Origin of the sequence: Streptomyces sp. NPDC032161 (assembly GCF_040636995.1) — a bacterium.
Lineage (GTDB): Bacteria > Actinomycetota > Actinomycetes > Streptomycetales > Streptomycetaceae > Streptomyces.
This window is the reverse complement of the sequence record NZ_JBEZVN010000008.1, coordinates 37,524-64,158: the sequence shown is the minus strand read 5'-3', so window position 1 is coordinate 64,158 and position 26,635 is coordinate 37,524. Positions and strand designations below refer to the sequence as shown.

At 70.3% G+C, this 26,635-nt stretch carries 20 protein-coding genes and 4 tRNA genes; 12 read left to right on the top strand and 12 right to left on the bottom strand.

Going from position 1 to position 26,635, the window contains the following annotated elements; all coding sequences use genetic code 11:
• The first annotated feature begins 614 nt into the window (after positions 1–614).
• Together AB0E67_RS18510 and AB0E67_RS18505 are read left to right on the top strand one after the other, a co-directional pair.
• On the top strand, positions 615–2,075 hold the full coding sequence (locus AB0E67_RS18510; protein WP_362027680.1) for a N,N-dimethylformamidase beta subunit family domain-containing protein: 1,461 nt from the start codon (positions 615–617) through the stop codon (positions 2,073–2,075).
• A gap of 236 nt (positions 2,076–2,311) precedes the next feature.
• A complete protein-coding gene (locus AB0E67_RS18505) occupies positions 2,312–3,226 on the top strand; it encodes a phosphoribosylaminoimidazolesuccinocarboxamide synthase (RefSeq protein WP_362027677.1) in 915 nt (304 codons plus the stop codon).
• Between the two features lie 132 nt (positions 3,227–3,358).
• Here the strand turns inward: AB0E67_RS18505 and AB0E67_RS18500 are convergent.
• From AB0E67_RS18500 to AB0E67_RS18465, 8 genes are all read right to left on the bottom strand, one after another.
• Positions 3,359–3,431, bottom strand: a tRNA-Gly gene (locus tag AB0E67_RS18500).
• Between the two features lie 22 nt (positions 3,432–3,453).
• Positions 3,454–4,065, bottom strand: coding sequence for a response regulator transcription factor (locus AB0E67_RS18495; RefSeq protein ID WP_362027674.1), 612 nt, complete (start codon positions 4,063–4,065; stop codon positions 3,454–3,456).
• Positions 4,062–5,510 (bottom strand): histidine kinase, encoded by a 1,449-nt coding sequence (locus tag AB0E67_RS18490; RefSeq protein ID WP_362027955.1) that lies wholly within the window; start codon positions 5,508–5,510, stop codon positions 4,062–4,064. The genes AB0E67_RS18495 and AB0E67_RS18490 overlap by 4 nt, the downstream gene beginning before the upstream one ends.
• Before the next feature lie 39 nt (positions 5,511–5,549).
• Entirely contained in the window at positions 5,550–6,383 is an 834-nt protein-coding gene (locus AB0E67_RS18485) for an ABC transporter permease (RefSeq protein WP_362027671.1), read from the bottom strand.
• On the bottom strand, positions 6,380–7,363 hold the full coding sequence (locus tag AB0E67_RS18480; protein ID WP_362027952.1) for an ABC transporter ATP-binding protein: 984 nt from the start codon (positions 7,361–7,363) through the stop codon (positions 6,380–6,382). Before AB0E67_RS18480 ends, AB0E67_RS18485 begins: the two co-directional genes overlap by 4 nt.
• Before the next feature lie 364 nt (positions 7,364–7,727).
• A tRNA-Gly gene (locus AB0E67_RS18475) sits at positions 7,728–7,800 on the bottom strand.
• Positions 7,801–7,897: 97 nt separating this feature from the next.
• A tRNA-Gly gene (locus tag AB0E67_RS18470) sits at positions 7,898–7,969 on the bottom strand.
• A 267-nt stretch (positions 7,970–8,236) separates the two neighbouring features.
• Positions 8,237–8,572: an Lsr2 family protein gene (locus AB0E67_RS18465; protein ID WP_362027669.1), complete on the bottom strand. Its 336-nt coding sequence runs from the start codon at positions 8,570–8,572 to the stop codon at positions 8,237–8,239.
• 431 nt (positions 8,573–9,003) lie between these two features.
• On the opposite strand from AB0E67_RS18465, the gene purS reads away from it, so the two are divergent.
• The 8 genes from purS (at position 9,004) to purM (ending at position 17,696) form a co-directional block, all read left to right on the top strand.
• A complete protein-coding gene (gene purS / locus AB0E67_RS18460) occupies positions 9,004–9,282 on the top strand; it encodes a phosphoribosylformylglycinamidine synthase subunit PurS (RefSeq protein WP_362027666.1) in 279 nt (92 codons plus the stop codon).
• A complete protein-coding gene (gene purQ, locus AB0E67_RS18455; RefSeq protein WP_362027663.1) occupies positions 9,279–9,959 on the top strand; it encodes a phosphoribosylformylglycinamidine synthase subunit PurQ in 681 nt (226 codons plus the stop codon). The genes purS and purQ overlap by 4 nt, the downstream gene beginning before the upstream one ends.
• Positions 9,956–12,205 (top strand): phosphoribosylformylglycinamidine synthase subunit PurL, encoded by a 2,250-nt coding sequence (gene purL, locus AB0E67_RS18450; RefSeq protein WP_362027660.1) that lies wholly within the window; start codon positions 9,956–9,958, stop codon positions 12,203–12,205. Before purQ ends, purL begins: the two co-directional genes overlap by 4 nt.
• A gap of 170 nt (positions 12,206–12,375) precedes the next feature.
• The gene (locus tag AB0E67_RS18445) at positions 12,376–13,014 is read left to right on the top strand and encodes a helix-turn-helix domain-containing protein (RefSeq protein WP_362027658.1); all 639 of its coding nucleotides are present in this window, start codon (positions 12,376–12,378) and stop codon (positions 13,012–13,014) included.
• Positions 13,015–13,142: 128 nt separating this feature from the next.
• Positions 13,143–13,943, top strand: a complete 801-nt coding sequence (locus tag AB0E67_RS18440) for a sterol carrier family protein (RefSeq protein WP_362027655.1) — start codon at positions 13,143–13,145, stop codon at positions 13,941–13,943.
• A gap of 93 nt (positions 13,944–14,036) precedes the next feature.
• Positions 14,037–14,525 (top strand): META domain-containing protein, encoded by a 489-nt coding sequence (locus AB0E67_RS18435; RefSeq protein WP_362027653.1) that lies wholly within the window; start codon positions 14,037–14,039, stop codon positions 14,523–14,525.
• Positions 14,526–15,036: 511 nt separating this feature from the next.
• Complete coding sequence (purF, locus tag AB0E67_RS18430) at positions 15,037–16,563, top strand: amidophosphoribosyltransferase (protein ID WP_351517961.1); 1,527 nt, start codon at positions 15,037–15,039, stop codon at positions 16,561–16,563.
• A 59-nt stretch (positions 16,564–16,622) separates the two neighbouring features.
• Positions 16,623–17,696: a phosphoribosylformylglycinamidine cyclo-ligase gene (gene purM, locus AB0E67_RS18425; protein WP_362027650.1), complete on the top strand. Its 1,074-nt coding sequence runs from the start codon at positions 16,623–16,625 to the stop codon at positions 17,694–17,696.
• A 160-nt stretch (positions 17,697–17,856) separates the two neighbouring features.
• Here the strand turns inward: purM and AB0E67_RS18420 are convergent, their stop codons facing one another.
• Both AB0E67_RS18420 and AB0E67_RS18415 read right to left on the bottom strand, forming a co-directional pair.
• The gene (locus AB0E67_RS18420) at positions 17,857–18,111 is read right to left on the bottom strand and encodes a DUF3073 domain-containing protein (RefSeq protein WP_073786650.1); all 255 of its coding nucleotides are present in this window, start codon (positions 18,109–18,111) and stop codon (positions 17,857–17,859) included.
• 350 nt (positions 18,112–18,461) lie between these two features.
• Entirely contained in the window at positions 18,462–19,553 is a 1,092-nt protein-coding gene (locus tag AB0E67_RS18415; RefSeq protein WP_362027646.1) for a Glu/Leu/Phe/Val dehydrogenase dimerization domain-containing protein, read from the bottom strand.
• 175 nt (positions 19,554–19,728) lie between these two features.
• Here AB0E67_RS18415 and AB0E67_RS18410 point away from each other — a divergent pair, with 175 nt between their 5' ends.
• Positions 19,729–20,574 (top strand): hypothetical protein, encoded by an 846-nt coding sequence (locus tag AB0E67_RS18410; protein ID WP_362027643.1) that lies wholly within the window; start codon positions 19,729–19,731, stop codon positions 20,572–20,574.
• A gap of 525 nt (positions 20,575–21,099) precedes the next feature.
• Positions 21,100–21,306, top strand: coding sequence for a developmental transcriptional regulator BldC (bldC, locus tag AB0E67_RS18405; protein WP_003949541.1), 207 nt, complete (start codon positions 21,100–21,102; stop codon positions 21,304–21,306).
• A gap of 1,049 nt (positions 21,307–22,355) precedes the next feature.
• On the opposite strand, the gene AB0E67_RS18400 is transcribed toward bldC, so the two are convergent.
• Positions 22,356–22,430 (bottom strand) — tRNA-Asp (locus AB0E67_RS18400).
• 148 nt (positions 22,431–22,578) lie between these two features.
• Positions 22,579–26,580: an ATP-dependent RNA helicase HrpA gene (gene hrpA, locus AB0E67_RS18395; protein ID WP_362027640.1), complete on the bottom strand. Its 4,002-nt coding sequence runs from the start codon at positions 26,578–26,580 to the stop codon at positions 22,579–22,581.
• Between the last annotated feature and the right edge of the window lie 55 nt (positions 26,581–26,635).

Sequence of the window (26,635 nt, the reverse complement as noted above, 5' to 3'; positions counted from 1 at the left end):
GAGCCGACTCCTCCCCGAGCCGCTTCGTCGCCGAAGCCGAGCATCCGAACTTTTGAGCGTCGAGTGACTGTCCGGTCGCCCGAGTCCGGTGGACCCGCGGCTTCGGCGGGACCGTGCGCCGGGGCCCCGCCCTTACCACGGGCCTCTGTACTGGGCGGTTTCACCGCATCACCACCCGGCACAGAGACATCGGCGGTATCGGAGGCATCGTGCCTGGGCGTGTCGATGGCTCGATATTCGGAAGGGAACGTTCCGTTCACGTCAATTCGCGACGAACGGTGACGGAGTGCATGCGTTATGTGATGTGCTGTGGATCGACGCTGACAGTCGGCGCGTCAGTGTTGGTGCGTCGATGACGCATGGCCGAAAGCGATCAAGGTTGACGATCACGGCGGACGGCGGACGGCGGACTGCGAACGGCGGTCGGTACGCGGGCCGACGGTCACGAGCCGACGATCGGCGCCCGTCGGCGACGCCCAGCGGCGGAGGCGTGCAGCAGCCGTCGGGCGGCGGCCATCGACGGAGACCGTCGGCGGCGGCCGCCGGACGGTACGGCGACGGCCGGCCATCGAAAGTCCCACTGTTGTCGCGGGGGACCGAGGGAGGGAAGCGGTATGGGGGCGGAGCAGATTCGTCGATGGGAGTCGGGTGCCCTGGCGCACGCCGTCTCCGATCCTTTCGGCCAGGGGCCCCTGCCCTGGTTGCGCGGCAGTGAGAACTACTTCGACGACACCGGGCACATGGTCCCCTGGTATGCGGACCCCACCCTGACCCACTCCTCCGACGGCGGCACGCGTACGGCCGACGACGTGCACCGCCAGATCAAGGGCTTCGTCTCCACGGGCGCCGCCGCCCCCGGCGAGGCGATCGACTTCCACATCACCGTGGACCCGCCCCAGCAGTTCTCCGTGGACATCTACCGCATCGGCCACTACGGCGGCGACGGCGCCGCCAAGATCACCACGAGCCCGCGGCTCTCCGGCATCGTCCAGCCCGCGCCGCTCATCGCCGATCGCACGGTCTCCTGCCACCACTGGTGGCAGTCGTGGCGGCTGCAGATCCCCACGTACTGGTCGATCGGCGCGTACGTCGCCGTGCTCACCACGGCCGACGGACACCGTTCCCACATCCCGATCACGATCCGCGACGACCGTCCGGCCGATCTGCTGCTGGTCCTCCCGGACGTCACCTGGCAGGCGTACAACCTCTATCCGGAGGACGGCCACACCGGCGCCAGCCTGTACCACGCCTGGGACGAGCAGGGCCGTCTCCTGGGCGAGGAGGACGCCGCCGTCACCGTCTCCTTCGACCGTCCCTACGCGGGTGCGGGCCTGCCGCTCCACGTCGGTCACGCCTACGACTTCATCCGCTGGGCCGAGCGGTACGGCTACGACGTCGCGTACGCCGACACCCGCGACCTGCACGCCGGCCGGGTCGACCCGAGCCGTTACCGGGGGCTGGTCTTCCCCGGCCACGACGAGTACTGGTCGGTGCCCATGCGCCGTACCGTCGAGGACGCCCGCGACGGCGGTACCTCGCTCGTCTTCCTCTCCGCCAACACCATGTACTGGCAGGTCTGCCTCTCCCCGTCCCCGTCCGGCGTCCCGGACCGGCTGCTCACCTGCCGCAAGCGTCAGGGGCCGGGAAGACCCGCGCTCTGGCGCGAGATCGACCGGCCCGAGCAGCATCTGCTCGGCATCCAGTACGCGGGCCGGGTGCCCGACCCGCACCCCCTCGTCGTACGGAACGCCGAGCACTGGCTGTGGGAGGCGACGGGCGCCCGGGAGGGGGACGAGGTCGACGGTCTGGTCGCGGGCGAGGCCGACCGCTACTTCCCGCGCACCGCGCTCCCCGACCACGACAACCGCATCCTGCTCGCCCACTCCCCGTACCAGGACAGCGAAGGGGCCACCCGGCACCAGGAGACCTCCCTGTACCTGGCCCCGTCCGGCGCGCTCGTCTTCGCCTCCGGCACGTTCGCCTGGTCCCCGGCACTGGACCGCCCCGGTCACGTGGATCCCCGTATCCAGCGCGCCACGGCCAATCTCCTGGACCGGATCTGCAAACGGGACTGAGCGAACGGATCGAGCGGACGGGACCGGACGGGCGGGACTCGGCGGACGGGCGGGACTCGGCGGACGGGACCGGACGGACGGGACCGGACGGGCGGGACTGGACGCGCGGGACTCGACGGACGGGGTGTCCCACCTGCCCCACCTGTCCTACGTGCCCCGCATGCCCCCGCTCCACCCCTCCGCCCCCGATACGGGAGAATCGGAACGACTCCTGGATCAACCTACGCGGAGGCAGCGTGTCCGGATTCGTAGAAAAGCCCGAGCCCGTGCAGGTCCCGGGGCTCACCCACCTCCACACCGGCAAGGTGCGCGAGCTGTACCGGAACGAGGCGGGTGACCTCGTCATGGTCGCCAGCGACCGCCTCTCCGCGTACGACTGGGTCCTGCCCACCGAGATCCCGGACAAGGGCCGCGTCCTCACCCGGCTCTCCCTCTGGTGGTTCGACCAGCTCGCCGACCTCGTCCCCAACCACGTGCTGTCCACCGAGCTGCCTGCCGGGGCCCCCGCCGACTGGGAGGGCCGCACGCTGATCTGCAAGTCGCTGCGGATGGTCCCGGTCGAGTGCGTCGCCCGGGGCTACCTCACCGGCTCCGGTCTCGTCGAGTACAACGAGTCCCGTACGGTCTGCGGCCTCGCCCTCCCCGAGGGCCTCGTCGACGGCTCCGAACTCCCCGCGCCGATCTTCACGCCCGCCACCAAGGCGGCCGTCGGCGAGCACGACGAGAACGTGAGCTACGAGGAGGTGGCCCGGCAGGTCGGCGCGGAGACCGCCGCCCAGCTGCGCCGCGCCACGCTGGACGTGTACGGCAGGGCCCGCGACATCGCGCGTGACCGCGGGATCATTCTCGCCGACACGAAGTTCGAGTTCGGCTTCGCCCCCACCGCCGACGGCGGCGAGGAACTGATCATCGCGGACGAGGTGCTGACTCCGGACTCCTCCCGCTTCTGGCCCGCCGCCGACTGGGAGCCGGGCAGGCCCCAGCCCAGTTACGACAAGCAGTTCGTCCGTGACTGGCTGACCTCGTCGGCCTCCGGCTGGGACCGCCGGAGCGAGCAGCCGCCCCCGGCGCTGCCCCAGGAGATCGTGGACGCGACCCGGGCGAAGTACCTGGAGGCGTACGAACTCCTCACCGGCACGTCCTGGAAGTGAGCGCCGGGTACCCGGTCACCGGCCGGGTACCCGCACCGGCGCACCGGGAACTCCGCTCCGTACGGTGGGCGGAGACCCGCACCCGAACGCCAAGAAGCCCCGGCCTCCCGGCCGGGGCTTCTTGTTCAACGGAGCGGACGACCAGGTTCGAACTGGCGACCTCAACCTTGGCAAGGTTGCGCTCTACCAACTGAGCTACGTCCGCAAGCGCCGAAGCGCGAGCACCACTATACCCATCCCCGCTCGCGTGCGAGACGCACGGCCGCATGACGGTTCTCCGCGCCGAGCTTCGAGACGGCCGCCGAGAGGTAGTTCCGTACCGTCCCCTGGGACAGCGAGGCCCGTTCGGCGATCTCCGCGACCGGTGCCCCGTCGGCCGCCAGCTCCAGCACCTCGGCCTCGCGCGTGCTGAGCGGCGAGTCCCCGGCGGAGATGGCGTCGGCCGCCAACTCCGGGTCCACGTAACGGTTTCCGGCATGTACGGTGCGGATGATGCCGGCCAGCTGCCGGGCGCTGACGGTCTTCGGCACGAAGGCCCGGACGCCCGCCGCGAGTGCTCGTTTCAGATGTCCCGGCCGCCCGTGACTCGTCACGATCATCGTGCGGCAGCCGGGCAGTTCGGCCCGCAGGGATGTGGCGACACTCACACCGTCGGCGCCCGGCATCTGAAGATCGAGGACCGCCACATCGGGGCGATGGGCCCGCGCCATGGCCAGGGCCTCCGGACCGGTGGCCGCCTCCGCGACCACCACGAGGTCGTCCTCCAGGGCGAGCAGCGCGGCCAGGGCGCCCCGGATCAGATGCTCGTCGTCCGCGAGCAGTACCCGTACGGCCGTCATCGTCGTTCCTTCACAAGGTCCGGTGCCGCGCTCATGCCCATGCCCACGCCCATGCCCATGCCTGTGCCCGGGTCCCGGGAAGGCGGAAGGGCGGACGAAGCCGGAGAGTCGGCGGGAGCGGAAAGGGCGGAGGGAGAGGCGGGAGCAGCCGGGGCGGAAGAGGCGGGAGCGGCGGGAGAGGAATGGGCGGAAGGAGAGGCGGGAGCGGCGGTACGTGACGGGAGCGGGATCCGCGCCGCCAGCCGGAACACTCCGCTCCCCGCCGGGCCCGCGTCCAGCGACCCGTCGAGTTCCCGGAGCCGTTCCCGCAGCCCGGCCAGCCCGGAGCCGCCTGCCCCGTCGGTGGGGCCGCCCGCCGTCCCGGCCGAGGGGGGCGCCCCGTCGTTCTCCACCTCCAGCAGCGCGGCGTCCGTCGCCGTCCGCAGCCGGATGGTGCAGTGCCGGGGGTCCCCGTGCCGCAGCACATTGGTCGCCGCCTCCCGTACGACCCAGCCCAGCGCCGACCGTACGGGCGCGGGCAGTTCGGCGCCCGCGTCCCCCGCGACCTCGCACTCGATCCCGGCGGCCCTCAACACCCCCTGGGCGCCGGCCAGTTCCGTGACCAGATCGGCCTCCCGGTATCCGCGCACGACATCCCGCACCTCCTGCTGGGAGCTGCGCGCGATGCGCATCACCTCGACCATCTGGTCCACGGCCGCAGGCTTGCCGCGCTGCGCCAGTTCCACCGCCAGCTCGCTCTTCAGGGCGATCACGGCGAGGTTCCGGCCCAGGACGTCGTGCATGTCCCGGCCGAACCGCAGCCGCTCCTCGGCGACCGCCAGCCGCGCCTGCAGGTCCCGGGCCTCCTCGGCCTGCCACATCACGCTCATGCTCCAGACGCTGGGTCGTACGCAGATCAGTACCAGCAGTGCCCCGAAGAGCGTCGCCGGAGCCATCCCGGCCAGCGTGCCGCCCCGCACGCCGACCGCGGCGAACACGCCGACGTTCAGCACGGAGAGGGCGAGCGACTGGAGCAGGAAGGTGCGGACCGGGACCAGCAGGACCTGCGTGATCACGAACGGCATCGGGACGTTCATGGCCGTCAGGACCAGCCCTCCCGTCCCGATCCCGTCCAGACCGACCAGCGTCGCCAGGATGCCCAGATTCAGCAGCATCAGCGCCAGGGGTGCCGACTGCCGCCGCAGGGGGAAGGGGGCGGTCCCGAGGTAGCTCAGGTACGAGGGCCGGACATTCCGGTTGCTCAGCAGGCACTGCACGAGACTCAGCAGCAGGAACGCGGCTCCGAGCGCGGTCGGCAGCGGCGTGCGGCGGAGATCCGCGCCGAAGGGCACGACCCCCCACGACAAGGTGAACAGCCAGGGGATCGCCGAGATGGTCACCCGCGAATACAGATCGATCCGTTCCAGTTTGCTGCGTTCCCGCCAGCTGCGTCGCCAGTCCCACATACCCGCCCCCACGGCCGTCCTCCGCCGGTGAATCCTCGGTCAGCGTCGGGGCTCCCAACGGAACCACCGCTGCACAGCAAACACGGCGAAAACGGTCCAGGCCAGTGCGACGAGCCCGGCCGTGAGCAGGTCGGACCCGTCGGAGGCGCCCAGCCAGCCCGCCCGCACGAGGGTCATCACGCCGGTCATCGGCAGCAGCTCGCACACGGACGCCACCCGCTCCGGCAGGACCTCCAGCGGTACGAAGAGCCCCGAGCCGATCATCGAGACGAGGAACAGCGGCAGGGTGGTGATCTGCGAGGTCTGCACCGTCCGGGTCGCGACGGAGGTGACGGCGGCCAGGGCGGCCAGCAGTTGCGACCCCGACAACAGGCCCACGAGGAACAGGTCCGGCCTTTCCGGCACTCCGGCATCGAAGGCCGCGGCACCGGCCAGCACCACCAGCACGGTCTGCGCCAGAGCCAGCGCGACCGACGGCAGCGCCGTCCCGGTGAGGATCTCCCAGTCGGCGACCTCGCCCGTGCGCAGCCGCTTCAGGACCAGGTCCTCGCGCCGTGCGACGTACGCGGAGACCAGGTTCATGTACACCACCTGCATCAGCACCGTGCCGATGCCGCCGGTGAGCGCCAGCCCGGTGACGGTCAGACCGGTCCCGCCCAGGTCGATCCGCTCCAGCGTCGTCTTCATCGCCAGGACCATCGCCAGGGGTACCAGCAGTGCGACGAAGACCGCCGTCCGGTTCCGGGCCAGCAGGACGAGCTCGGCGTGTCCGAGTGCCCGCAGCCGCCCCGCCGTCGTCGTGCGCCGCCCGGCCGCCGGGACGCGGTGCCCGGGTGCTGCCGTACGTCGTTCGTCCGTCGTCGCGCCGGTCATGCGGCAGCCGCCTTCCGCGTCTCGGGGGCCGACGTCCAGGGGTCCTCCGCCCCGGAGGCCGACACGCTGTGCGCGATGTCGAGGAACGCCTCTTCGAGCGAAGCCGACCGGGCGTCGAGCCCGTGCAGCAGCACGTCCGACTCCCGCGCCCAGAGCAGCAGTTCGGTGAGCGAGTCCTGCAAGGCGTGGGTGCGGATCTCGATCCTGCGCCCGTCGGCCGCCGCCCGCAGGGACAGCGGGAGCCGGGCCGCCGGTACGTCCTCGGGCAGCTCGAAACGGATGCGGGCGGGGCGGGAGGCCGTCACCTCGGCGGGCGTGCCGGCCGTCACGATCCGGCCCCGGTGCATGATCGCCAGCCGGTCGGCGAGGCTCTCCGCCTCCTCCAGATAGTGCGTGGTGAGCAGGACGGTGGTGCCGCCGTCGCGCAGTTCCCGTACCAACTCCCAGGTCTCGCGCCGCCCCTCGGCGTCGAGTCCCGTGGTCGGCTCGTCCAGGAACAGCACCTCGGGCCGGCCGAGCAGCGCCAGCGCGAGGTCCAGACGGCGCCGTTCGCCGCCGGAGAGCTGCTTGACCCGTACGCGCGCCCGGTGGGCGAGCCCGACGAGGTCCAGCGCCTCGCCGGTCGGCCGGGCGCCGCTGGTGCAGCCCGCCCACATCCGCAGGGTCTCGGTGACGGTCAGTTCGGACGGGAAGCCGCCCTCCTGGAGCATCACCCCGATCCGCGGCCGGACGGCGGCGCGCTCGCGGTACGGGTCGTGGCCGAGCACACGCACGGTGCCGCCGTCGGGAGCCGCCAGCCCCTCCAGGAGTTCGACGGTGGACGTCTTCCCGGCGCCGTTCGTGCCGAGCAGGGCGAAGAGCTCGCCGTGCCCGACCGAGAAGGAGACGCCGGCGACGGCCTCGAAGCCGTCGGCGTAGCGCCGCCGCACCCCGCTCGCCTCGATCGCGGAGCCGGGCGCCGCGGCACCGGCCGCGGACATCGCGCCGACACTGGTCGCGGCACCGCTCGCCGAAGCGGTCGCACCACCGGTCGTGGCCCCGGTGGCCGATGTGATGTCCGCCATGGCGCCGTCCGTCGCGGTGATGTCTGTTCCGGAGCCGCCCGCGTGGTCGCCGGCACCCGCGCGGGCGTCGGCCTTGTGGTCTCTCCTCGTACCTACAGGCTTCATGCCCACAGGCTTCCGCAGGTCCATCGCCGTGAGCGGTGCGAGCTGTCATCACTGGTCATGACAAACGTCATGGCGCTGCCGGGATCGGACGCCCGTACCGGAATCGGGTGCTTCTTGAAAGAGATCACGAAGAAGGCCCCGGTCGACTTCGACCGGGGCCTTCATTCCCATCAAGAGCGGACGACGAGATTCGAACTCGCGACCCTCACCTTGGCAAGGTGATGCTCTACCAACTGAGCCACGTCCGCATTGCTTCCGCCATTGTACTCCTTGCAGGAAGTACTTCCGGGCGGTGCGAGCACTACTCTACCTGATCCACTGCAATGGCTGGTAGGAGTGGTGCAGAGCGGGTGACAGGAATTGCACACTGCGCCTTCCCCCTGGAAGGGGGATGTTCTACTACTGAACTACACCCGCACGCTGCTTGGGGTTTGGCTTTTTGGCCTTGCCCTTCGGCGTGCTCCAGACTTTAGCCGACCTGCGGGGGTGCAGCGCAAGTCGGTGGCCGCGAGGGCTCGTCGGGACGGCCCCGCAGGTCGTCCCGACGGTCGCGCGGGGCGGGTCCGGCGGCCATCGGTCCGTCGCGCCCCGACGCCCGGCCGGGCCGTGCGACCGGGCCGTGAGGCACCCCCGCGGCCCGGCCGGCCGGTCGTCCGGATGTCCCGCCCGGGCCGCCCGGGTTTCTCAACCGGCCGCGCGGAACGCCTCGTAGACCTTCTTGGGGATCCGGCCGCGGGCCGGCACCTCCATCTGGTGCGAGCGGGCCCAGGCGCGGACGGCCGCCGGGTCGGGTTCGAGCGAGGTGTGCCGGTACGACACGGGCTTCCTGCCGCGCTTGCCGACATTTGTCTGCTTCCGGCCCGCCGACACGTACGGCGCCAGGGCCTTGCGCAGTTTCTTTGCGTTGGAAGCATTGAGGTCGATCTCGTACGACTTCCCGTCCAGGGCGAAGGTGACCGTTTCCGTCGCTGCGCCCCCGTCGATGTCGTCGAAGAGCGTGACCACTACGCGCTGAGCCACGGATATCGGTCCTTTCCTACGGCGTCGGCGCGTTTGGCGTGCGCCGATGTCGGCCTTCCGGCCGTCGGGCGGATGTGAGCCCTTCGGGCGGATACGTGTCGACCGGTATCGCCGGTATCGACCGTTCGGCCGACCGGTGTCGACTGTTCGGGAGGCAATGCTGCATTCCCCGGTAATCATTTGTACAGCGGTCGGCACCGCATTGTGAAGTCGGGCTAATTCTCTCCGCGTGTCACACTTCTATGTGTGTCTTCGGTGAGGAATCTTTTCGCAGATTTTTCCTCGGGTGTTGTCGTGACCGATATCCCGTCGTGATCTGACACGCAGACATCTACTCGCGTAGAATTTCGGGCCAGGTACGCTGAGGGAAGCTGCGGGGGTCAGGGGAGCCCTCCGTAGAACCAGTCGCACCACACCACACGGGAGTGCCAGTGGCACGCGTCGTAGTCGACGTCATGCTCAAGCCCGAGATCCTCGATCCGCAGGGACAGGCGGTGCAGCGCGCACTGCCCCGTCTCGGCTTCGAGGGAATCGCGGACGTTCGTCAGGGAAAGCGTTTCGAGCTGGAGGTCGAGGGGCCGGTCGACGACGCCGCCCTCGGTCGCATTCATGAGATGGCCGAGACTTTCCTCGCCAACACCGTCATCGAGGACTTCACCGTGAAGGTGGAGAAGACCGAGAAGGCCGAGAAGGCCGAGGAGTCCAAGTGACTGCTCGTATCGGAGTCGTCACCTTTCCCGGCACGCTCGACGACCAGGACGGCCTGAGGGCCGTACGTGTCGCGGGCGCCGAACCCGTGTCGCTGTGGCACCGCGACAAGGACCTGCACCAGGTCGACGCGGTCATCCTGGCCGGTGGTTTCTCCTACGGCGACTATCTGCGGGCCGGTGCGATCTCGCGCTTCTCGCCCGTCATGGAGACGATCATCGAGCAGGCCCGTGCGGGGATGCCGGTGCTCGGCATCTGCAACGGTTTCCAGATCCTGACCGAGGCGCACCTGCTGCCCGGCGCGATGCTGCGGAACAACCACCTGCACTTCATCTGCCGCGACCAGAAGCTCCGCGTCGAGAACGCGGAGACCGCCTGGACCTCGGACTACGAGGCGGGCCAGGAGATCTCCGTACCGCTCAAGAACATGGACGGCCGGTACGTCGCCGACGAGCGCGTGCTCGACGAGCTGGAGGCGGAGGGCCGGGTCGCCTTCCGCTACCTGGACACGAACCCGAACGGCTCGCTGCGCGACATCGCGGGCATCACCAACGCCGAGGGCAACGTCGTCGGCCTGATGCCGCACCCGGAGCACGCCGTCGAGCCGCTGATCGGAACCGGTCGCACCGACGGTCTCGGTTTCTTCACCTCGATCATCAAGAAGCTGGTCAACGCATGAGCCTGGATACGGTCAAGCACGCGGCCGGGACCCCGGACGTCGAGCAGCCCTGGCAGGAGCTCGGCCTCAAGGAGGACGAGTACGCCCGGATCCGCGAGATCCTGGGCCGCCGTCCCACCGGCGCGGAGCTCGCCATGTACTCCGTGATGTGGTCCGAGCACTGCTCGTACAAGAGCAGCAAGGTCCACCTCAAGCAGTTCGGCGAGAAGGCCCCCGCCAACGACGCGATGCTCGTCGGCATCGGCGAGAACGCCGGTGTGGTCGACGTCGGCCAGGGCTACGCGGTCACCTTCAAGGTCGAGTCGCACAACCACCCCTCGTACATCGAGCCCTACCAGGGCGCGGCGACCGGCGTCGGCGGCATCGTCCGCGACATCCTCGCCATGGGCGCCCGCCCGGTCGCGGTCGTCGACCCGCTGCGCTTCGGCGCCGCGGACCACCCCGACACCAAGCGCGTCCTGCCGGGCGTCGTCGCGGGCATCGGCGGCTACGGCAACTGCCTCGGCCTGCCGAACATCGGCGGCGAGGTCGTCTTCGACGCCTGCTACCAGGGCAATCCGCTGGTCAACGCCGGCTGCATCGGCGTGATGAAGCACGAGGACATCCACCTGGCCAAGGCGTCCGGCCCCGGCAACAAGGTGATCCTCTACGGCGCCCGCACCGGCGGCGACGGCATCGGCGGCGTCTCGGTGCTGGCCTCCGAGACCTTCGACGACACGAAGCCCGCCAAGCGCCCCGCCGTCCAGGTCGGCGATCCGTTCCAGGAGAAGCTCCTCATCGAGTGCACCCTGGAGGTCTTCCAGGAGAAGCTCGTCGCGGGCATCCAGGACCTCGGCGGCGCCGGGCTCTCCTGTGCCACGTCCGAGCTGGCCTCCGCCGGCTCCGGCGGCATGCGCGTCGAGCTGGACACCGTGCCGCTGCGCGACTCCTCGCTCTCGCCCGAGGAGATCCTCATGAGCGAGTCGCAGGAGCGCATGTGCGCGATCGTCGAGCCGCAGCACGTCGACCGCTTCCTGGAGATCTGCGAGAAGTGGGACGTCATCGCCACCGTCATCGGTGAGGTGACCGAGGGCGAGCGCCTGGAGATCTTCTGGCACGGCGAGCAGATCGTGGACGTCCCGCCGCGGTCCGTCGCCCACGAGGGCCCGACGTACCACCGCCCGTACGCCCGCCCGTCCTGGCAGGACGCGCTCCAGGCGGACGACGCGGGCGAGCTGGCCCGTCCGGCGGACGGCGCCGAGCTGCGCGAGCAGGTCCTCAAGCTGGTCGCGCACCCGAACCAGGCGTCGAAGTCCTGGATCACCGACCAGTACGACCGGTTCGTGCAGGGCAACACCGTGCTCGCGATGCCCGAGGACGCCGGCATCGTCCGGATCGACGAGAAGTCGAACCTGGGCGTGGCCATGGCGACCGATGGCAACGGCCGGTACGCCAAGCTCGACCCGTACACCGGCGCGCAGCTCGCGCTGGCGGAGGCGTACCGCAACGTCGCCGCCACCGGCGCCAAGCCGCTCGCCGTCTCGGACTGCCTGAACTTCGGCTCGCCGGAGGACCCGGACGTCATGTGGCAGTTCGCCGAGGCCACCCGTGGTCTCGCGGACGGCTGTCTGGCGCTGGGCACCCCGGTCACCGGCGGCAACGTGTCGCTGTACAACCAGACCGGCGAGACGGCGATCCACCCGACGCCGGTCGTCGCGGTGCTCGGTGTGATCGACGACGTCTCCCGGCGCACGCCGGTCGCGTTCGCGCAGGAGGGCCAGCTCCTCTACCTGCTGGGCGAGACGCGCGAGGAGTTCGGCGGCTCGGCGTGGTCCGAGGTCGTCCACGGCCACCTGGGCGGCCTGCCGCCCCAGGTGGACCTGGAGCGCGAGAAGCTGCTCGCCGAGATCCTGATCTCGGCCTCCCGCGACGGCATGATCGACGCGGCGCACGACCTCTCCGACGGCGGTCTGATCCAGGCGGTCACGGAGTCCTGCCTGCGCGGCGGTAACGGCGCCCGACTGGTCGTGCCGGACGGTCTGGACGCGTTCACGTTCCTCTTCTCCGAGTCGGCGGGGCGCGCGATCGTCTCCGTGCCGCGCAGCGAGGAGCTCCGCTTCAACGACATGTGCGGGGCGCGCGGTCTGCCCGTCGCCCGGATCGGTGTCGTGGACGGCGACGAGATCGAGGTCCAGGGCGAGTTCGGCATCCCGCTGAGCGAGCTGCGCACCGCGCACGAGGAGACCATTCCGGGTCTGCTCGCCTGACGGCGGTCCGTTTCCGAGGGCTGCGGCCCCGCCCCGTCACCGGGGGCGGGGCCGCAGCCCCGGTCCGTACGCGGGTGCGTACGAGTTCCGTACGTGCGGCGCGGACAAGTAGAGATTTACCTGGGCAATAATTACTCTCGGTTTAATATTCATCCTGGTACAGTGACGGCATGACCGAGGGGATGAGCCTGCGGGAGCGCAAGAAGCTCCAGACGCGCCACCGTCTGCTGGCCGCGGCCACCGAACTCTTCGCCGAGCGCGGCTTCGACAAGGTGTCGGTCGCCGAGATCGCCGAGGCGGCCGAGGTGTCGAAGATGACGGTCTTCAACTACTTCGCGGGCAAGGAGGACCTGGTCCTCGCGCCGATGGCGGAACACATCGGCGATGTCGCGGGGGTGGTGCGGGACCGGGCCCCCGGCGAATCCGCCCTGTCCGCCGTGCGCGCGCAGTTCCTGGCCGCCATCGAGTGCCGCGACCCCTCGGTCGGCATGAGCGACGTGCCGATGGTGCTCGACATGCGTCGGCTGATCCAGGAGACGCCGGCCCTCCTGATCCGCGCGCACGCGCTCTCCCTGCGCTCCCACGAGCTGCTCGCCCACGTCCTGACCGAGGAGGGGGAGGAGCCGCCCATCGCCCGGATCGCGGCGGCCCAGCTGATCAGCACGCGCAACTCCCTCATCCACGCGAACCAACTGCGGCTGCTGGCGGGCGAACCGGCGGACGCGATCGCCGCGGACGCCGTCGCGCTCGCGGAGCGGGGCTTCGACCTGCTCGCGCACGGTCTGGGCGCCTTCGCGATCCGGCGCTGAGACGGCCGCCGCTCCGGTCCGTCGCCCCGCCCCGGCCCGTCGTCACCCGCCGCCCCTCCGCCGTCGGCGCCCGGGCCCGCGGGCCGTGGCCCCCCCGTAGGCCGGTCGAGGGCCGTAGGCTCCCTGACATGCCGCCGTCCCAGAAACGTGCCCGCCGCTACGACCAGGCCCGGACCCGCGAAGCGGTCCTGGCGCAGTTCGGCCATGTCCGGGAAGCCGTCCGTACCCTGACGCCCGAGCAGCTCGCGCTGCCGACCCGGCTCGGCGACTGGACCGTGCGCGAACTCGCCGCCCACGTGGTCCTGGCGTTCTCGCAGGCCGCCCGGGAGCCGGAGCGGTCCGCACCCGCCGCCCCGAAACCCGCACCGACGCTCCTCGCCTGGCCGCTCACCACGGCCGATCACGCCGAGCGGATCGCCGCCGGTACCAGGGCGCTCGCCGCCGAGCATTCCGACCTGGACGCCCTGTTCGGCGAGGCCGCCGAGCGGTTCGAGGAACGGGTGCCGTGCACGGGCGACGAACGGCTGCTGCCCACACCGGCCGGGGCGATGCGGCTGACGGACTTCCTCGTCACCCGCGCCGTCGAGCTCGTCGTGCACACCGACGACCTGAACGCGGCGACCGGCCTCGACATCCCGTACGACCGGCAGGCGCTCGCCGCCTGCACGCGCCTGCTCGCCGACGCTCTCGCGGAGAAGGCACCGGGCGGCTCGGTCGAGGTGCGTGTCCCGCCCTTCGCCGTGGTCCAGTGCGTGCAGGGCCCCAAGCACACCCGCGGTACGCCGCCCAACGTCGTCGAGACCGATCCGCTCACCTGGATCAGGCTCGCCACCGGCCGTACGGAATGGGCGCACGCCCTTGACGAGGCGCGGGTGGCCGCGAGCGGCGAGCGGGCCGACCTCTCCGCCCTCCTGCCCCTGATGAGGTGAGGAGCCCGTTCACCGGGGCGAGGGCCCGCGCGTCGGCGCGCGAGGTCCGCTCCTCGCCGGGAACCGGCCCGCCGCCCCGCCCGTCACAGGGCCATGCGTACTCGACGTGCAGCCTCGGTGACCCTGGTCCTCCTCGCCGCCCTGGCCGCCTGCGGCACGCGGACGGCCGACCCCTCCGACGACCGTGACGGCCCCGGGGCGGCGGGTGAGGGCGGCGGCGCGACACGGACCGGCCCGCCCGTCACGGGTGTCCGCTGGGACGTGGACTCGGTGACGGTCGGGGGGAAACGGGCCGAGGTCCCGGACGGCGCCCACTTCACGATCGACACCAAGGGCGGCGCCACGGGGACTCTCGGCTGCAACCGGTTCCGCGCTGGCGCCACCGTCTCCGGTTCCACGATCACGTTCGACGCCGTCGAGACGACCAAGATGTCGTGCCCCACGCCCCGGGCGAAGCTGGAACGGACACTGCTGGCGATCCTGGACGGGCGGACGACGTACCGGGTCGACGAGCGCACCCTGACCCTCGCCTCGGAGAACGACGCGTCGCTCGGCGCCACGGCCCGGGAACCCGGCAGGTGATCCGCGCTCTCCGACGGACCGGGAGGCGCCGGCCCCGGACCCGTCCGGTGCGGTGAGCGCCGGTCCCGAGACCCCTCGGCCCGGGATGCACCCGCCCGGGAAACACCCGCCCCGGAACCGGCCGCCGCGCGGGCCGACGGCCGCGAAGCGGTCCCGGACGCGCCGGGATCCGACACGTCCGACCGCCTTGTGGTGTGAGCCTCGCCACGAAACGCGCGTTCGGCCGGATTCCGCGCCGGACCGTCGGCCGGTTCACCGAGCGCCACCATCCGGTCCCGGCGCACCCCCGGCCCGGGTGGCCGGAAATCGCTGCTATCGCCGCGCTGATCCGCGCTGCCGCCGCCCTGTGGCCGATCCGTACCTAGTCCCGCGTGCCCCTCACAAGGCCGGATGCTCACTCCGCGTAACCGGCCGGTAGGGGCTCCGGGCCACGCCCGGAAGCACTTCCGCTGTGGTCCGCCGCGGTATCCCGAATTCGGACCAGTGGTCGATCTCGCCTACACTCGGTGGCGTGCCTCGTGGTGATGGACGACTCAGCCACGACCTGCTCCCCGGAGAGAAGGGCCCCCAGGACGCATGCGGCGTCTTCGGTGTCTGGGCTCCCGGCGAAGAGGTCGCCAAGCTCACCTATTTCGGACTGTATGCCCTGCAGCACCGTGGACAGGAGTCCGCGGGCATCGCAGTGAGCAACGGGTCCCAGATCCTGGTCTTCAAGGACATGGGACTGGTCTCGCAGGTCTTCGACGAAACATCCCTGGGATCCCTCCAGGGCCATATCGCGGTCGGCCATGCCCGCTACTCCACGACCGGAGCCTCGGTCTGGGAGAACGCGCAGCCGACGTTCCGTGCCACCGCGCACGGCTCGATCGCCCTGGGACACAACGGCAACCTGGTCAACACGGCCCAGCTCGCCGAGATGGTCGCGGACCTTCCCCGCAAGGACGGCCGCGCCACCCAGGTCGCCGCGACGAACGACACCGACCTGGTGACCGCGCTGCTCGCCGGCCAGACCGACGACGACGGCAAGCCGCTCACCATCGAGCAGGCGGCCGCGAAAGTGCTCCCGGACGTCAAGGGCGCGTTCTCGCTCGTCTTCATGGACGAGCACACCCTCTACGCCGCCCGTGACCCGCAGGGCATCCGTCCGCTGGTCCTCGGCCGCCTGGAGCGCGGCTGGGTGGTGGCCTCCGAGACCGCCGCCCTCGACATCTGCGGCGCCAGCTTCGTCCGCGAGATCGAGCCGGGCGAACTCGTCGCCATCGACGAGAACGGACTGCGCACCTCGCGTTTCGCGGAAGCGAAGCCCAAGGGCTGCGTCTTCGAGTACGTCTACCTGGCCCGCCCCGACACCGACATCGCCGGGCGCAACGTCTACCTCTCCCGCGTGGAGATGGGCCGCAGGCTGGCCGCCGAGGCCCCGGTCGAGGCCGATCTGGTCATAGCGACCCCGGAGTCCGGCACCCCCGCCGCCATCGGCTACGCGGAGGCCAGCGGCATCCCCTTCGGCGCCGGTCTGGTGAAGAACGCCTACGTCGGCCGGACCTTCATCCAGCCGTCGCAGACCATCCGCCAGCTGGGCATCCGCCTCAAGCTGAACCCGCTCAAGGAAGTCATCAAGGGCAAGCGTCTCGTCGTCGTCGACGACTCGATCGTCCGCGGCAACACCCAGCGCGCCCTGGTCCGGATGCTCCGCGAGGCGGGCGCCGCCGAGATCCACATCCGGATCTCGTCCCCACCGGTCAAGTGGCCCTGCTTCTTCGGCATCGACTTCGCGACCCGCGCCGAGCTGATCGCCAACGGGATGACGGTCGAGGAGATCGGCGCGTCGATGGGCGCGGACTCGCTCGCGTACATCTCCCTCGACGCGATGGTGGAGGCGACGACGATCGCCAAGCCGAACCTGTGCCGCGCCTGCTTCGACGGTGAGTACCCGATGGAGCTGCCCGACCCGGAGCTGCTCGGCAAGCAACTGCTGGAGACCGAGCTGGCGGCAGGCCCTGCGGCGACCGCCGCGTCCGACGCCCTGCGTCGTCCGTGACGGCCGGTCGTACCCCCTGGCCCACCAGCCCCGTATCTCCACACGAAAGATCCCAGGCCATGTCTGAGACAACAGGTGCTTCCTACGCGGCAGCGGGCGTCGACATCGAGGCCGGCGACCGCGCCGTAGAGCTGATGAAGGAGTGGGTGAAGAAGACCCGCCGTCCCGAGGTCGAGGGTCTCGGCGGTCTCGGCGGATTCGCCGGCCTCTTCGACGCCTCCGCCCTCAAGCGCTACGAGCGTCCGCTGCTCGCCTCCGCCACCGACGGCGTCGGCACCAAGGTGGACCTCGCCCGCAAGACGGGCGTGTACGACACCATCGGCCGCGACCTCGTCGGCATGGTCGTCGACGACCTGGTCGTCTGCGGAGCCGAGCCGCTCTTCATGACCGACTACATCTGCGTCGGCAAGGTGTACCCCGAGCGGGTCGCGGCGATCGTGAAGGGCATCGCCGAGGGCTGTGTCCTCGCGGGCTGCACCCTGGTCGGCGGCGAGACCGCCGAGCACCCCGGACTGCTGGGCCCGGACGACTTCGACGTCGCGGGCGCCGGTACGGGCGTGGTCGAGGCCGACCGGCTGCTCGGCCCGGAACGCATCCGCAAGGGTGACGTGGTGATCGCCATGGCGTCGTCCGGTCTTCACTCCAACGGGTACTCGCTCGTCCGGCACGTGTTCTTCGACCGGGCCGGCTGGGCGCTGGACCGCGAGGTCGAGGAGTTCGGCCGCAGCCTCGGCGAGGAGCTTCTGGAGCCCACCCGGATCTACTCGCTGGACTGTCTGGCCCTCACCCGCACGACCGAGGTGCACGGCTTCAGCCACGTCACCGGCGGCGGCCTGGCCAACAACCTGGCCCGGGTCGTCCCCGACCACCTGCACGCCCGGGTGGACCGCTCCACCTGGACGCCCGGCGCGGTCTTCGACCTGGTCGGCACCCTCGGCCGGGTCGAGCGGCTGGAGCTGGAGAAGACGCTGAACATGGGCGTCGGCATGATCGCCGTCGTCCCCGCCGAATCCGTCGACGTGGCCCTGACCACACTGGCCGACCGCGGGGTCGACTCCTGGGTCGCGGGCGAGATCGTCGAACGCGGCGAGCACGCCTCCGGTGCGGAGCTGGTGGGTGACTACGCAGCGTAGTGCGGGAGCGGGCCGGTGACCGGGGCTACCTGGTCACCCGGTCGGCCGTCGTGCCCATGGCCGCCGGATCCCGGCAGCCACCGAACCAGCGGTCTCCGGATCGGGGTAGCACAGAACCCGGTCCGGGAAGCCCGGACCGGGTTGATGTGTCAGCGCGAGGTCAAGCGCCGCGGCGCTTTGACGCAGGACCGGACTTGTCGTCCTCGTCCTCGTCCTCGTCGTCGGTGTTGTACAGATCCGCGTACCGCGCGTACGGGTCGTCTTCCTCGTCCTCGAACGGCTCCGCGTTCGGTGGCTGACTTGAAGACGATGCGCCCAGCTCATTGGCCAGACGCGACAGGTCAGTCCCGCCGGTGCTGTACTTCAGCTGGCGGGCGACCTTTGTCTGCTTGGCCTTTGCCCGGCCGCGCCCCATGGCTCGACCCCCTCGGTGACGGGGCTCGACGGCCCCAGAGTCTTGACACGCGTTCATGTTTCAGGACGGACTCTCATCCGAGAGACCGTGCCCGTAGGGCTTTAACGGTACCTGCTTCCGCGGCCATACGGTACGCCGCCCGTATCGGGCGCCCCGGAAGAGGACCTGCGAGAAGCCCTGTCCTCGCTGGTCAACTGCGATTTTAACCTCTTCCTGGCATGCGACCCGCCGACCGGCGAGAGAAGTCTCACGCCGACCGACGGATCGCAGGCCGCGGAACGCAGTGTCACGCCCCCGTCACGCCTCGTCACCTCGTGTCGGGCTCTGTAGCCCCACGCCGTTCCCGGCCGTCAGGCGCGGCGCGCCTCGGCCATCCGCTGCTCGGCGATCCGGTCGGCCGCGGCAGCCGGCGGAATGCCGTCCGCCTTCGCACGTGCGAATATGGCGAGCGTGGTGTCGAAGATCTTCGACGCCTTGGCCTTGCACCGGTCGAAGTCGAAGCCGTGCAGCTCGTCCGCGACCTGGATCACGCCGCCCGCGTTCACCACGTAGTCGGGTGCGTACAGGATCGACCGGTCCGCGAGGTCCTTCTCCACGCCGGGGTGCGCGAGCTGGTTGTTGGCCGCGCCGCACACCACCTTGGCGGTGAGCACGGGTACGGAGTCGTCGTTCAGCGCGCCGCCGAGCGCGCACGGGGCGTAGATGTCCAGGCCCTCGGTGCGGATCAGCGCCTCGGTGTCCGCGGCGACGGCCACCTCGGGGTGCTTGTCGGTGACACGGCGCACGGATTCCTCGCGCACGTCCGTGATCACGACCTCGGCACCGTCCGACAGCAGGTGCTCGACCAGGTGGTGACCGACCTTGCCGACTCCGGCGACCGCTACTTTTCGGCCACGGAGGGTCGGGTCGCCCCAGAGATGCTGCGCGGAGGCCCGCATGCCCTGGAAAACACCGAACGCGGTGAGCACCGAGGAGTCGCCGGCGCCGCCGTTCTCGGGGGAGCGGCCGGTGGTCCAGCGGCACTCGCGGGCGACGACGTCCATGTCGGAGACGTAGGTGCCGACGTCGCAGGCGGTCACGTACCGGCCGCCGAGCGAGGCCACGAACCGGCCGTAGGCCAGCAGCAGTTCCTCGGACTTGATCCGTTCGGGATCGCCGATGATCACGGCCTTGCCGCCGCCGTGGTCGAGGCCGGCCATGGCGTTCTTGTAGGACATACCGCGCGACAGGTTCAGCGCGTCCGCGACGGCCTCCTCCTCGGAGGCGTACGGATAGAAGCGGGTACCGCCGAGGGCCGGGCCCAGGGCGGTGGAGTGGATGGCGATCACGGCCTTGAGGCCGCTGGCACGGTCCTGGCAGAGCACGACTTGCTCGTGGCCCCCCTGGTCCGAGTGGAACAGGGTGTGCAGTACATCGACAGGCGCGCCGGTCACATCGGTCACTGTGGTGACTCCCAAGTACGAAGCGGCGGAGGACCCTCCTGAAGGTGGGGAGGGCCGTGGACCGGCCGGCAGGCGGGTCCGACTGGGCAAGAGCGTAAGTCCTACGCGTAGGTAGATCAGGTCCGGTGCCGAGGATCACCCCCCGGAGGAGTACGGGCATGACACGATCTACGGCATGTCGGTGGTGTCCTCGGTGCTCGTCCCGTACGCGTCCTACCTCCGGGTGTACGAACCGCTCGCCGCCTTCCCGGAACCCGAGCGGAGCCACTGGGCCCGCTACGCCGGGCGCGCCCACATCCCCACGGCCCAGGACGAACTGCGCCGTTCGCTCGCGGACTTGGTGGCCACGCCGCCGGTCGGGGTGCCGGCGCACGAGAGCGCGGACGCGTTCGTCGCCGAGGCGGACGGCGTGGTGTGCGTCTGCCCGTGGCGGACCAGGCTGCGCGGCTGGCTGGCCCTGGGGGAGCTGGCGGACCTGTTCCCGGAGCCGGTGCTGGACGCGGTGCTGCCGCCGGTGGTGCGCGGACAGGCGGTCGCGGACCACGAGCGGTGGGCGGAGCGCAACCCGGACGCCAGGCCCTGGATCCTGACCTCGCTGTGGCAGGTGCCGGTGCGCTGGTTCGTGCTCTTCTCCGACGAGGAGCGGGAGTACGCGGCGGCGGGCAAGGGCGGGGAGCCGCCGGTGCTGCGCTACCGGACGCCGATGGTCCAGGCCCGCCGCCGGCTGGCCAGGGCGCTGCGGACCCTGCGAGAGACCGTGGACGAGGGGCCGCTGACCGAGGGGCTGGTGGAGGTGGGGCGCTGGCTGGAGGAGTTCCATCCGCGGGCACTGGTGGAGCTGGACTACGCGGGGCTGGTGCATGCCCTGCCGGCGGAACGGCTCGCCGCGGACCACTCGGCCGCCGACGTGGCCGAGGGGGTGGAGGCGCTGCGGGCCGGTGACACCGATCGGGCGAGCGAGGCGTACGGGAGGCTGGCGGAACGCTGGCGGGCCGTAAGAGATCGTCAATTCGCGAACTGAATGCGACCTTGCCGCGTCTGAACCTTTGTGGCGTGTGACACGTGGGGATGAAGAGGCGGAACAATACCTCAAAGGCTGATGGGACCTACGTCCTGAACCGGGCCTTTCTCTCAAGCGTGATGGATTGCACTAACTGGGCCCTTGCGCCCTTCCCTACCCCTCGTGCCAAAATAGGACAAGGAGTCCGGGGAGGGCTCCTTCCGCCCAACTGGGGGCGGATTGCTCTGCATTGCACGCTATGGGGGGTCTGGTGACTCCTGATCGCTCTGTGACTGATCGTCACGGTGGTGTGACTGTCCGCTATGGCATGGTCCATCGGCTTCCGTCGCTGATGAACACCTGGGAGGGCAATTCCATCGGTTTGGCCGACGTGGCTGGACGGATGGTGTAGTTGTAGTGCCGAGGACAAGCCGTTCGTCCTATAACCGACTCGGCCCGCGTCTGCCATTTCGGGCAACGCGGGTCAAGGTGCAGAATTTAGAGGAAAGAACCGAGATTGGTTCGGTTCTCCCGAGGAGGCCGCTCATGACCGCTCGCACCCCTGATGCCGAGCCGCTGCTGACCCCGGCTGAGGTCGCCACGATGTTCCGCGTGGACCCGAAGACGGTTACCCGCTGGGCGAAAGCGGGGAAGCTCACGTCCATCCGGACGCTCGGTGGACATCGCCGCTATCGCGAGGCAGAGGTCCGCGCACTGCTGGCGGGTATTCCGCAGCAGCGCAGCGAGGCCTGACACGCCCCCTGCCGTCGCGTCACAACCGGGTTCCCGGGTCCCCCAACCCGTACAGACCCGCCTATGGCTCCACATGACGGGCGCCCGCCCCAACGGGCGCCATACCTGTGCAATACGGGTACGTCGTTCGATCGCGCTGGACTCCGCCGGGTCTGGCGCGATCTCTTTTTGTGCTCCGCCGCCTCGGGAGAGGCCCCTTCGGGCTTCTTCTCCGGGGCGGCGTCGTGCGTTCCGCCCGTGCCGCTCCCGGGGTTCCCAGGTCTCGGAACTGCGCGGGCCGGGAGCTCTGGAGTCCCGTGATTCCTGAGGTGCCGGCCGTTGCGCCGGTGCCGGGTCGCCCGGGGATCGAGGCGCCTGTTCCGGGTTGTTGAAAACCGGGCGGCCGGTTGGCTACGGAGTGGGAACGCGGGTCGGCCCGTGTGCCTCGGTACGGGATTCCGGGGGCCGTTGCCGGGCTTTCCGGAGAAGTCGGGCCGGGGTGGTCGGGGGTATTCGGTGGCATCCCCCGGGCGGCTTTCGTGCCGCACCCGCCACTCTCCTTCGTCGCCGCCATCAGGCAGGTGCAATTGCACATATTAAATTCGGCAGTTGTAGGAAGGGTGTAAGGTCACCTCTTCGCGAAACTCATTTAGTGACTCCCGTCACACCATATGAGTCGCGTCACTTCGAGCCTGCCACCTTCGGGGTGTGGATTGCCCTGCTGTTGGTCACTCGGTCGGGGGACTTTCGTCCTGGATCCAGGAATCGCCGTTCTGGCGCCCCGCGGGGGCGGGGTGGAGGAATTCTGCCGCCCCGCCCTCAAAGGCCGTCACGGACCCCGTGGCGGCCTTCAGGTGGTCCTGACGGTGCGTCGGCTACTGCTGCGACCGCAGCCGGGGTCGTCGCCGTGGCCGTGACCGGTCGGCGTGGTGGCTCATGGCCGATGTGGTGGGGCGGGGAATGGCGGACGACGGGGCGGGTGGGGTGGATCCGTTGGCCGGGTGGTCGTCGGTGTGACCGTGCCGGAACGCGCGAAAGCCCGGATCCGAGGGATCCGGGCTTTCGTACTGCGGTCCTGACGGGATTTGAACCCGCGGCCTCCACCTTGACAGGGTGGCGAGCACTCCAAACTGCTCCACAGGACCAGGTTTTCGCTGCTGCCTTGCGGCTGGCTGCGAAGACAGACTGTACAGCAGGTCGGAGGGTCCGGTCGACTTCGCTCCTGGTGATCACTCCGTCACCGGTCCGGCCGCCCGCTCCGGCTGCCCGCTCCGGCTCAGGGGCCGCGGCTGCTCAGGGGGCCGCGGCGTCGATCGCCTTCACGATCCGCTTGTCGGAGACGGGGTAGGCCGTCCCCAGGGCGTGCGCGAAGTAGCTGACCCGGAGCTCCTCGATCATCCAGCGGATGTCCAGGACCTCCTGCGGAACGGGCCTGCCCTGCGGCAGCTGTTCGAGCAGCCAGGCGTACTCGTCCTGCATCTCGTGGACCTTCTCCATGCGCGTGGTGTCGCGCTGGACGGCCGTCGGCATCTGCTGGAGCCGACGGTCGGCGGCGACCAGGTACCGCATCAGGTCGGGCAGTCTGCGCAGCCCGTTCGCGGTGATGAAGCCCGCGGGCACGAGATCCGCGAGCTGCTTGCGCACGTCGGCGACGTTGGCGGCGAGGGCCGGGCTGTTCGTGGCCTTCAGCCGCCGTTCGCACGCCTGCCAGGCGGCCAGCACCTGCTGCACCTGCTTGACCGTGTGCTCGGTCAGCGCGACGAGGTCGGCGCGCACCTTGTCGTACAGCTTGCGGTACGACTCCTCGTCCCAGGCGGGGCCGCCGTGCGCGCCGATCAGCCGGTCGGCGGCAGCCGTCGCGCAGTCCTCGAACAGCGCCTGCACGGAACCGTGCGGATTGGCGGACAGTGCCAGCTTCTGCTGGTTCGAGAGCCTGTCCGAGGCGAACTTCGCCGGGTTCACCGGCACGTTCAGCATGATCAGCCTGCGGGTGCCGAGCCACATCGCTCGCTGCTGCTCGGCCTCGGTGTCGAAGAGACGCACGGCCACGGTCGCGCCCTGGTCCACCAGGGCCGGGTACGCCTTGACCGGCTGGCCGGCCCTCCGGGTCTCGAAGACCCGGTCCAGCGTGCCGATCGTCCAGTCCGTGAGGCCCGAACGCTCGACGGACTCGCCCGAGGGGCCCGCGGTGGCCGCCGCGGCCTTGGAGAGCGCCTGACGGGCCTTGGGGCGCAGCCGGAGCCTCAGCGCCTCCAGGTCCTTGTCCTCGGCCACCTTGCGGCGCCGCTCGTCGACGATCCGGAACGTGATCTTCAGGTGATCCGGGACGCGGCTCAGGTCGAAGTCGCCCGCCGCGACGGGGACGCCGACCATCCGCTGGAGCTCGCGCGCGAGCGTGACCGTCAGCGGCTCCTGCTGTGACATCGGGCCGTCAGAGGCGGACGGAACGGCCCGGCCCAGGAACTTCTCCGCGTAGTTCGGCGCCGGGACGTAGTGCCGGCGTATCGGCTTGGGCAGCGAGCGGATCAGCTCCGTGACCACTTCCTCGCGCAGGCCCGGGATCTGCCAGTCGAAGCCCTCGGCGGTGACCTGGTTGAGCACCTGGAGCGGGATGTGGACGGTCACGCCGTCGGCGTCCGCGCCGGGCTCGAACTGGTACGTCACCCGGAACTTGAGCTTCCCCTGCCGCCAGGAGTCCGGGTAGTCGTCCTTGGTGACGGCCCCGGCCTTCTCGTTGATGAGCATCGAGCGCTCGAAGTCCAGCGCGTCCGGCTCGTCGCGGCGCTTGTGCTTCCACCAGGAGTCGAAGTGCGCCCCGGAGACCACGTGCTCGGGGATGCGCTGGTCGTAGAAGTCGAAGAGCGTCTCGTCGTCCACGAGGATGTCGCGGCGGCGGGCGCGGTGCTCCAGTTCCTCGACCTCGCCGAGCAGCTTGCGGTTGTCGTGGAAGAACTGGTGGTGCGTCCGCCAGTCGCCCTCGACCAGGGCGTGGCGGATGAAGAGATCGCGGGAGGTCTCGGCGTCGATCCGGCCGAAATTGATCTTGCGCTGGGCGACGATCGGCACTCCGTACAGCGTGACGCGTTCGTACGCCATCACCGCCGCCCGGTCCTTCTCCCAGTGCGGCTCGCTGTAGGTGTGCTTCAGCAGGTGCTGGGCCAGCGGCTCGATCCACTCCGGCTCGACCTTGGCGTTGACCCGCGCCCACAGCCGGGACGTCTCGACCAGCTCGGCCGACATCACGAACCGCGGCTGCTTCTTGAAGAGCGCCGAACCGGGGAAGACCGCGAACTTGGCGTTGCGGGCGCCCAGGTACTCGTTCCTCTCCGTGTCCTTGAGCCCGATGTGCGAGAGCAGCCCGGCCAGCAGCGAGACGTGCACCGACTGCTCGGGCGCGTCCTCCGTGTTGGGCTGGACGCCCATCTGCTTCACGACCGTGCGCAGCTGCGCGTAGATGTCCTGCCATTCGCGAATGCGCAGGAAGTTCAGGTACTCCTGCTTGCACATCCGGCGGAAGCTGGACGAGCCGCGCTCCTTCTGCTGCTCGCGGATGTACCGCCACAGGTTCAGGAACGCGAGGAAGTCGGAGGTCTCGTCCTTGAAGCGGGCGTGCTGCTGATCGGCCTGCGTCTGCTTCTCCGCGGGCCGCTCGCGCGGGTCCTGGATGGAGAGCGCGGCGGCGATCACCATGACCTCGCGGACGCAGCCGTTGCGCTCGGCCTCGATGACCATGCGCGCCAGACGCGGGTCGACCGGCAGCTGCGAGAGCTTGCGGCCCAGCGGGGTGAGGCGCTGCCCCTTCTTCCCCTCGGGCCGTTCCTCCCGCTCGCCCGCGCGGGCTTCCCGGGCCGGCTTCTCGCCCTGCTCCAGCGCGCCGAGCTCCTGGAGGAGCTGGATGCCGTCGCGGATGTTGCGGTGGTCCGGCGGGTCGATGAAGGGGAACCGCTCGATGTCGCCGAGGCCGGCCGCGGTCATCTGGAGGATGACGGAGGCGAGGTTCGTGCGCAGGATCTCGGGATCGGTGAACTCCGGGCGGGTGAGGAAGTCGTCCTCGGAGTACAGCCGGATGCAGATGCCGTCCGACGTACGACCGCAGCGGCCCTTGCGCTGGTTGGCGCTGGCCTGCGAGATCCGCTCGATCGGGAGGCGCTGGACCTTGGTGCGGTGGCTGTAGCGGGAGATCCGGGCGGTGCCCGGGTCGATCACGTACTTGATGCCGGGGACGGTCAGCGAGGTCTCGGCGACGTTCGTCGCCAGCACGATCCGCCGGCCGGTGTGGCGCTGGAAGACCCGGTGCTGCTCGGCGTGCGAGAGGCGGGCGTAGAGCGGCAGCACCTCGGTGTGGCGGAGGTTCCGCTTGTTCAGGGCGTCCGCGGTGTCGCGGATCTCGCGCTCGCCGGAGAGGAAGACCAGGATGTCGCCGGGGCCCTCGGACTGGAGCTCGTCGACGGCGTCGCAGATCGCGGTGATCTGGTCCCGGTCGGCGTCGGCAGAGTCTTCGGTGGCTTCCTCCAGCAGCGGGCGGTAGCGCACCTCGACGGGGTAGGTACGCCCGCTGACCTCGATGATCGGGGCCTCGCCGAAGTGGCGCGCGAACCGCTCGGGGTCGATCGTCGCCGAGGTGATGACGACCTTCAGGTCCGGACGCCTGGGCAGCAGCCTGGCCAGATAGCCGAGCAGGAAGTCGATGTTGAGCGAGCGCTCGTGGGCCTCGTCGATGATGATCGTGTCGTACGCGCGCAGTTCGCGGTCCGTCTGGATCTCGGCGAGCAGAATGCCGTCCGTCATCAGCTTGACGAACGTCGCGTCGGGGTTCACCTGGTCGGTGAAGCGGACCTTCCAGCCGACCGCCTCGCCCAGCGGGGTCCGCAGTTCGTCGGCGACGCGCTCGGCGACCGTACGGGCCGCGATCCGGCGCGGCTGCGTGTGCCCGATCATGCCCCGGACACCGCGCCCCAGCTCCATGCAGATCTTCGGGATCTGCGTGGTCTTGCCGGAGCCCGTCTCACCGGCGACGATCACGACCTGGTGATCGCGTATCGCCTCCAGGATCTCGTCCTTCTTCTGGCTGACCGGGAGCTGTTCCGGGTACGAGACGGCGGGGACCCGCCCGGCGCGCAGCACGAGCCGTTCGGCCGCTTTTCCGGCCTCGGTGGCGATCTCGTCCAGCACCGCCTGCCGGGCCTCGGGCTTGCGGATGCGGCGCGCCCCATCGAGACGGCGGCCGAGCCGGTGGGCGTCGCGGAGCGAGAGCTCTTCGAGCCGGGACTGGAGATCGGCGAAGGAAGTAGACATACGGACCCCAGGATCTCATTCGGGCCCGAGGAACGGCGAACGTATTTCGTGCGGT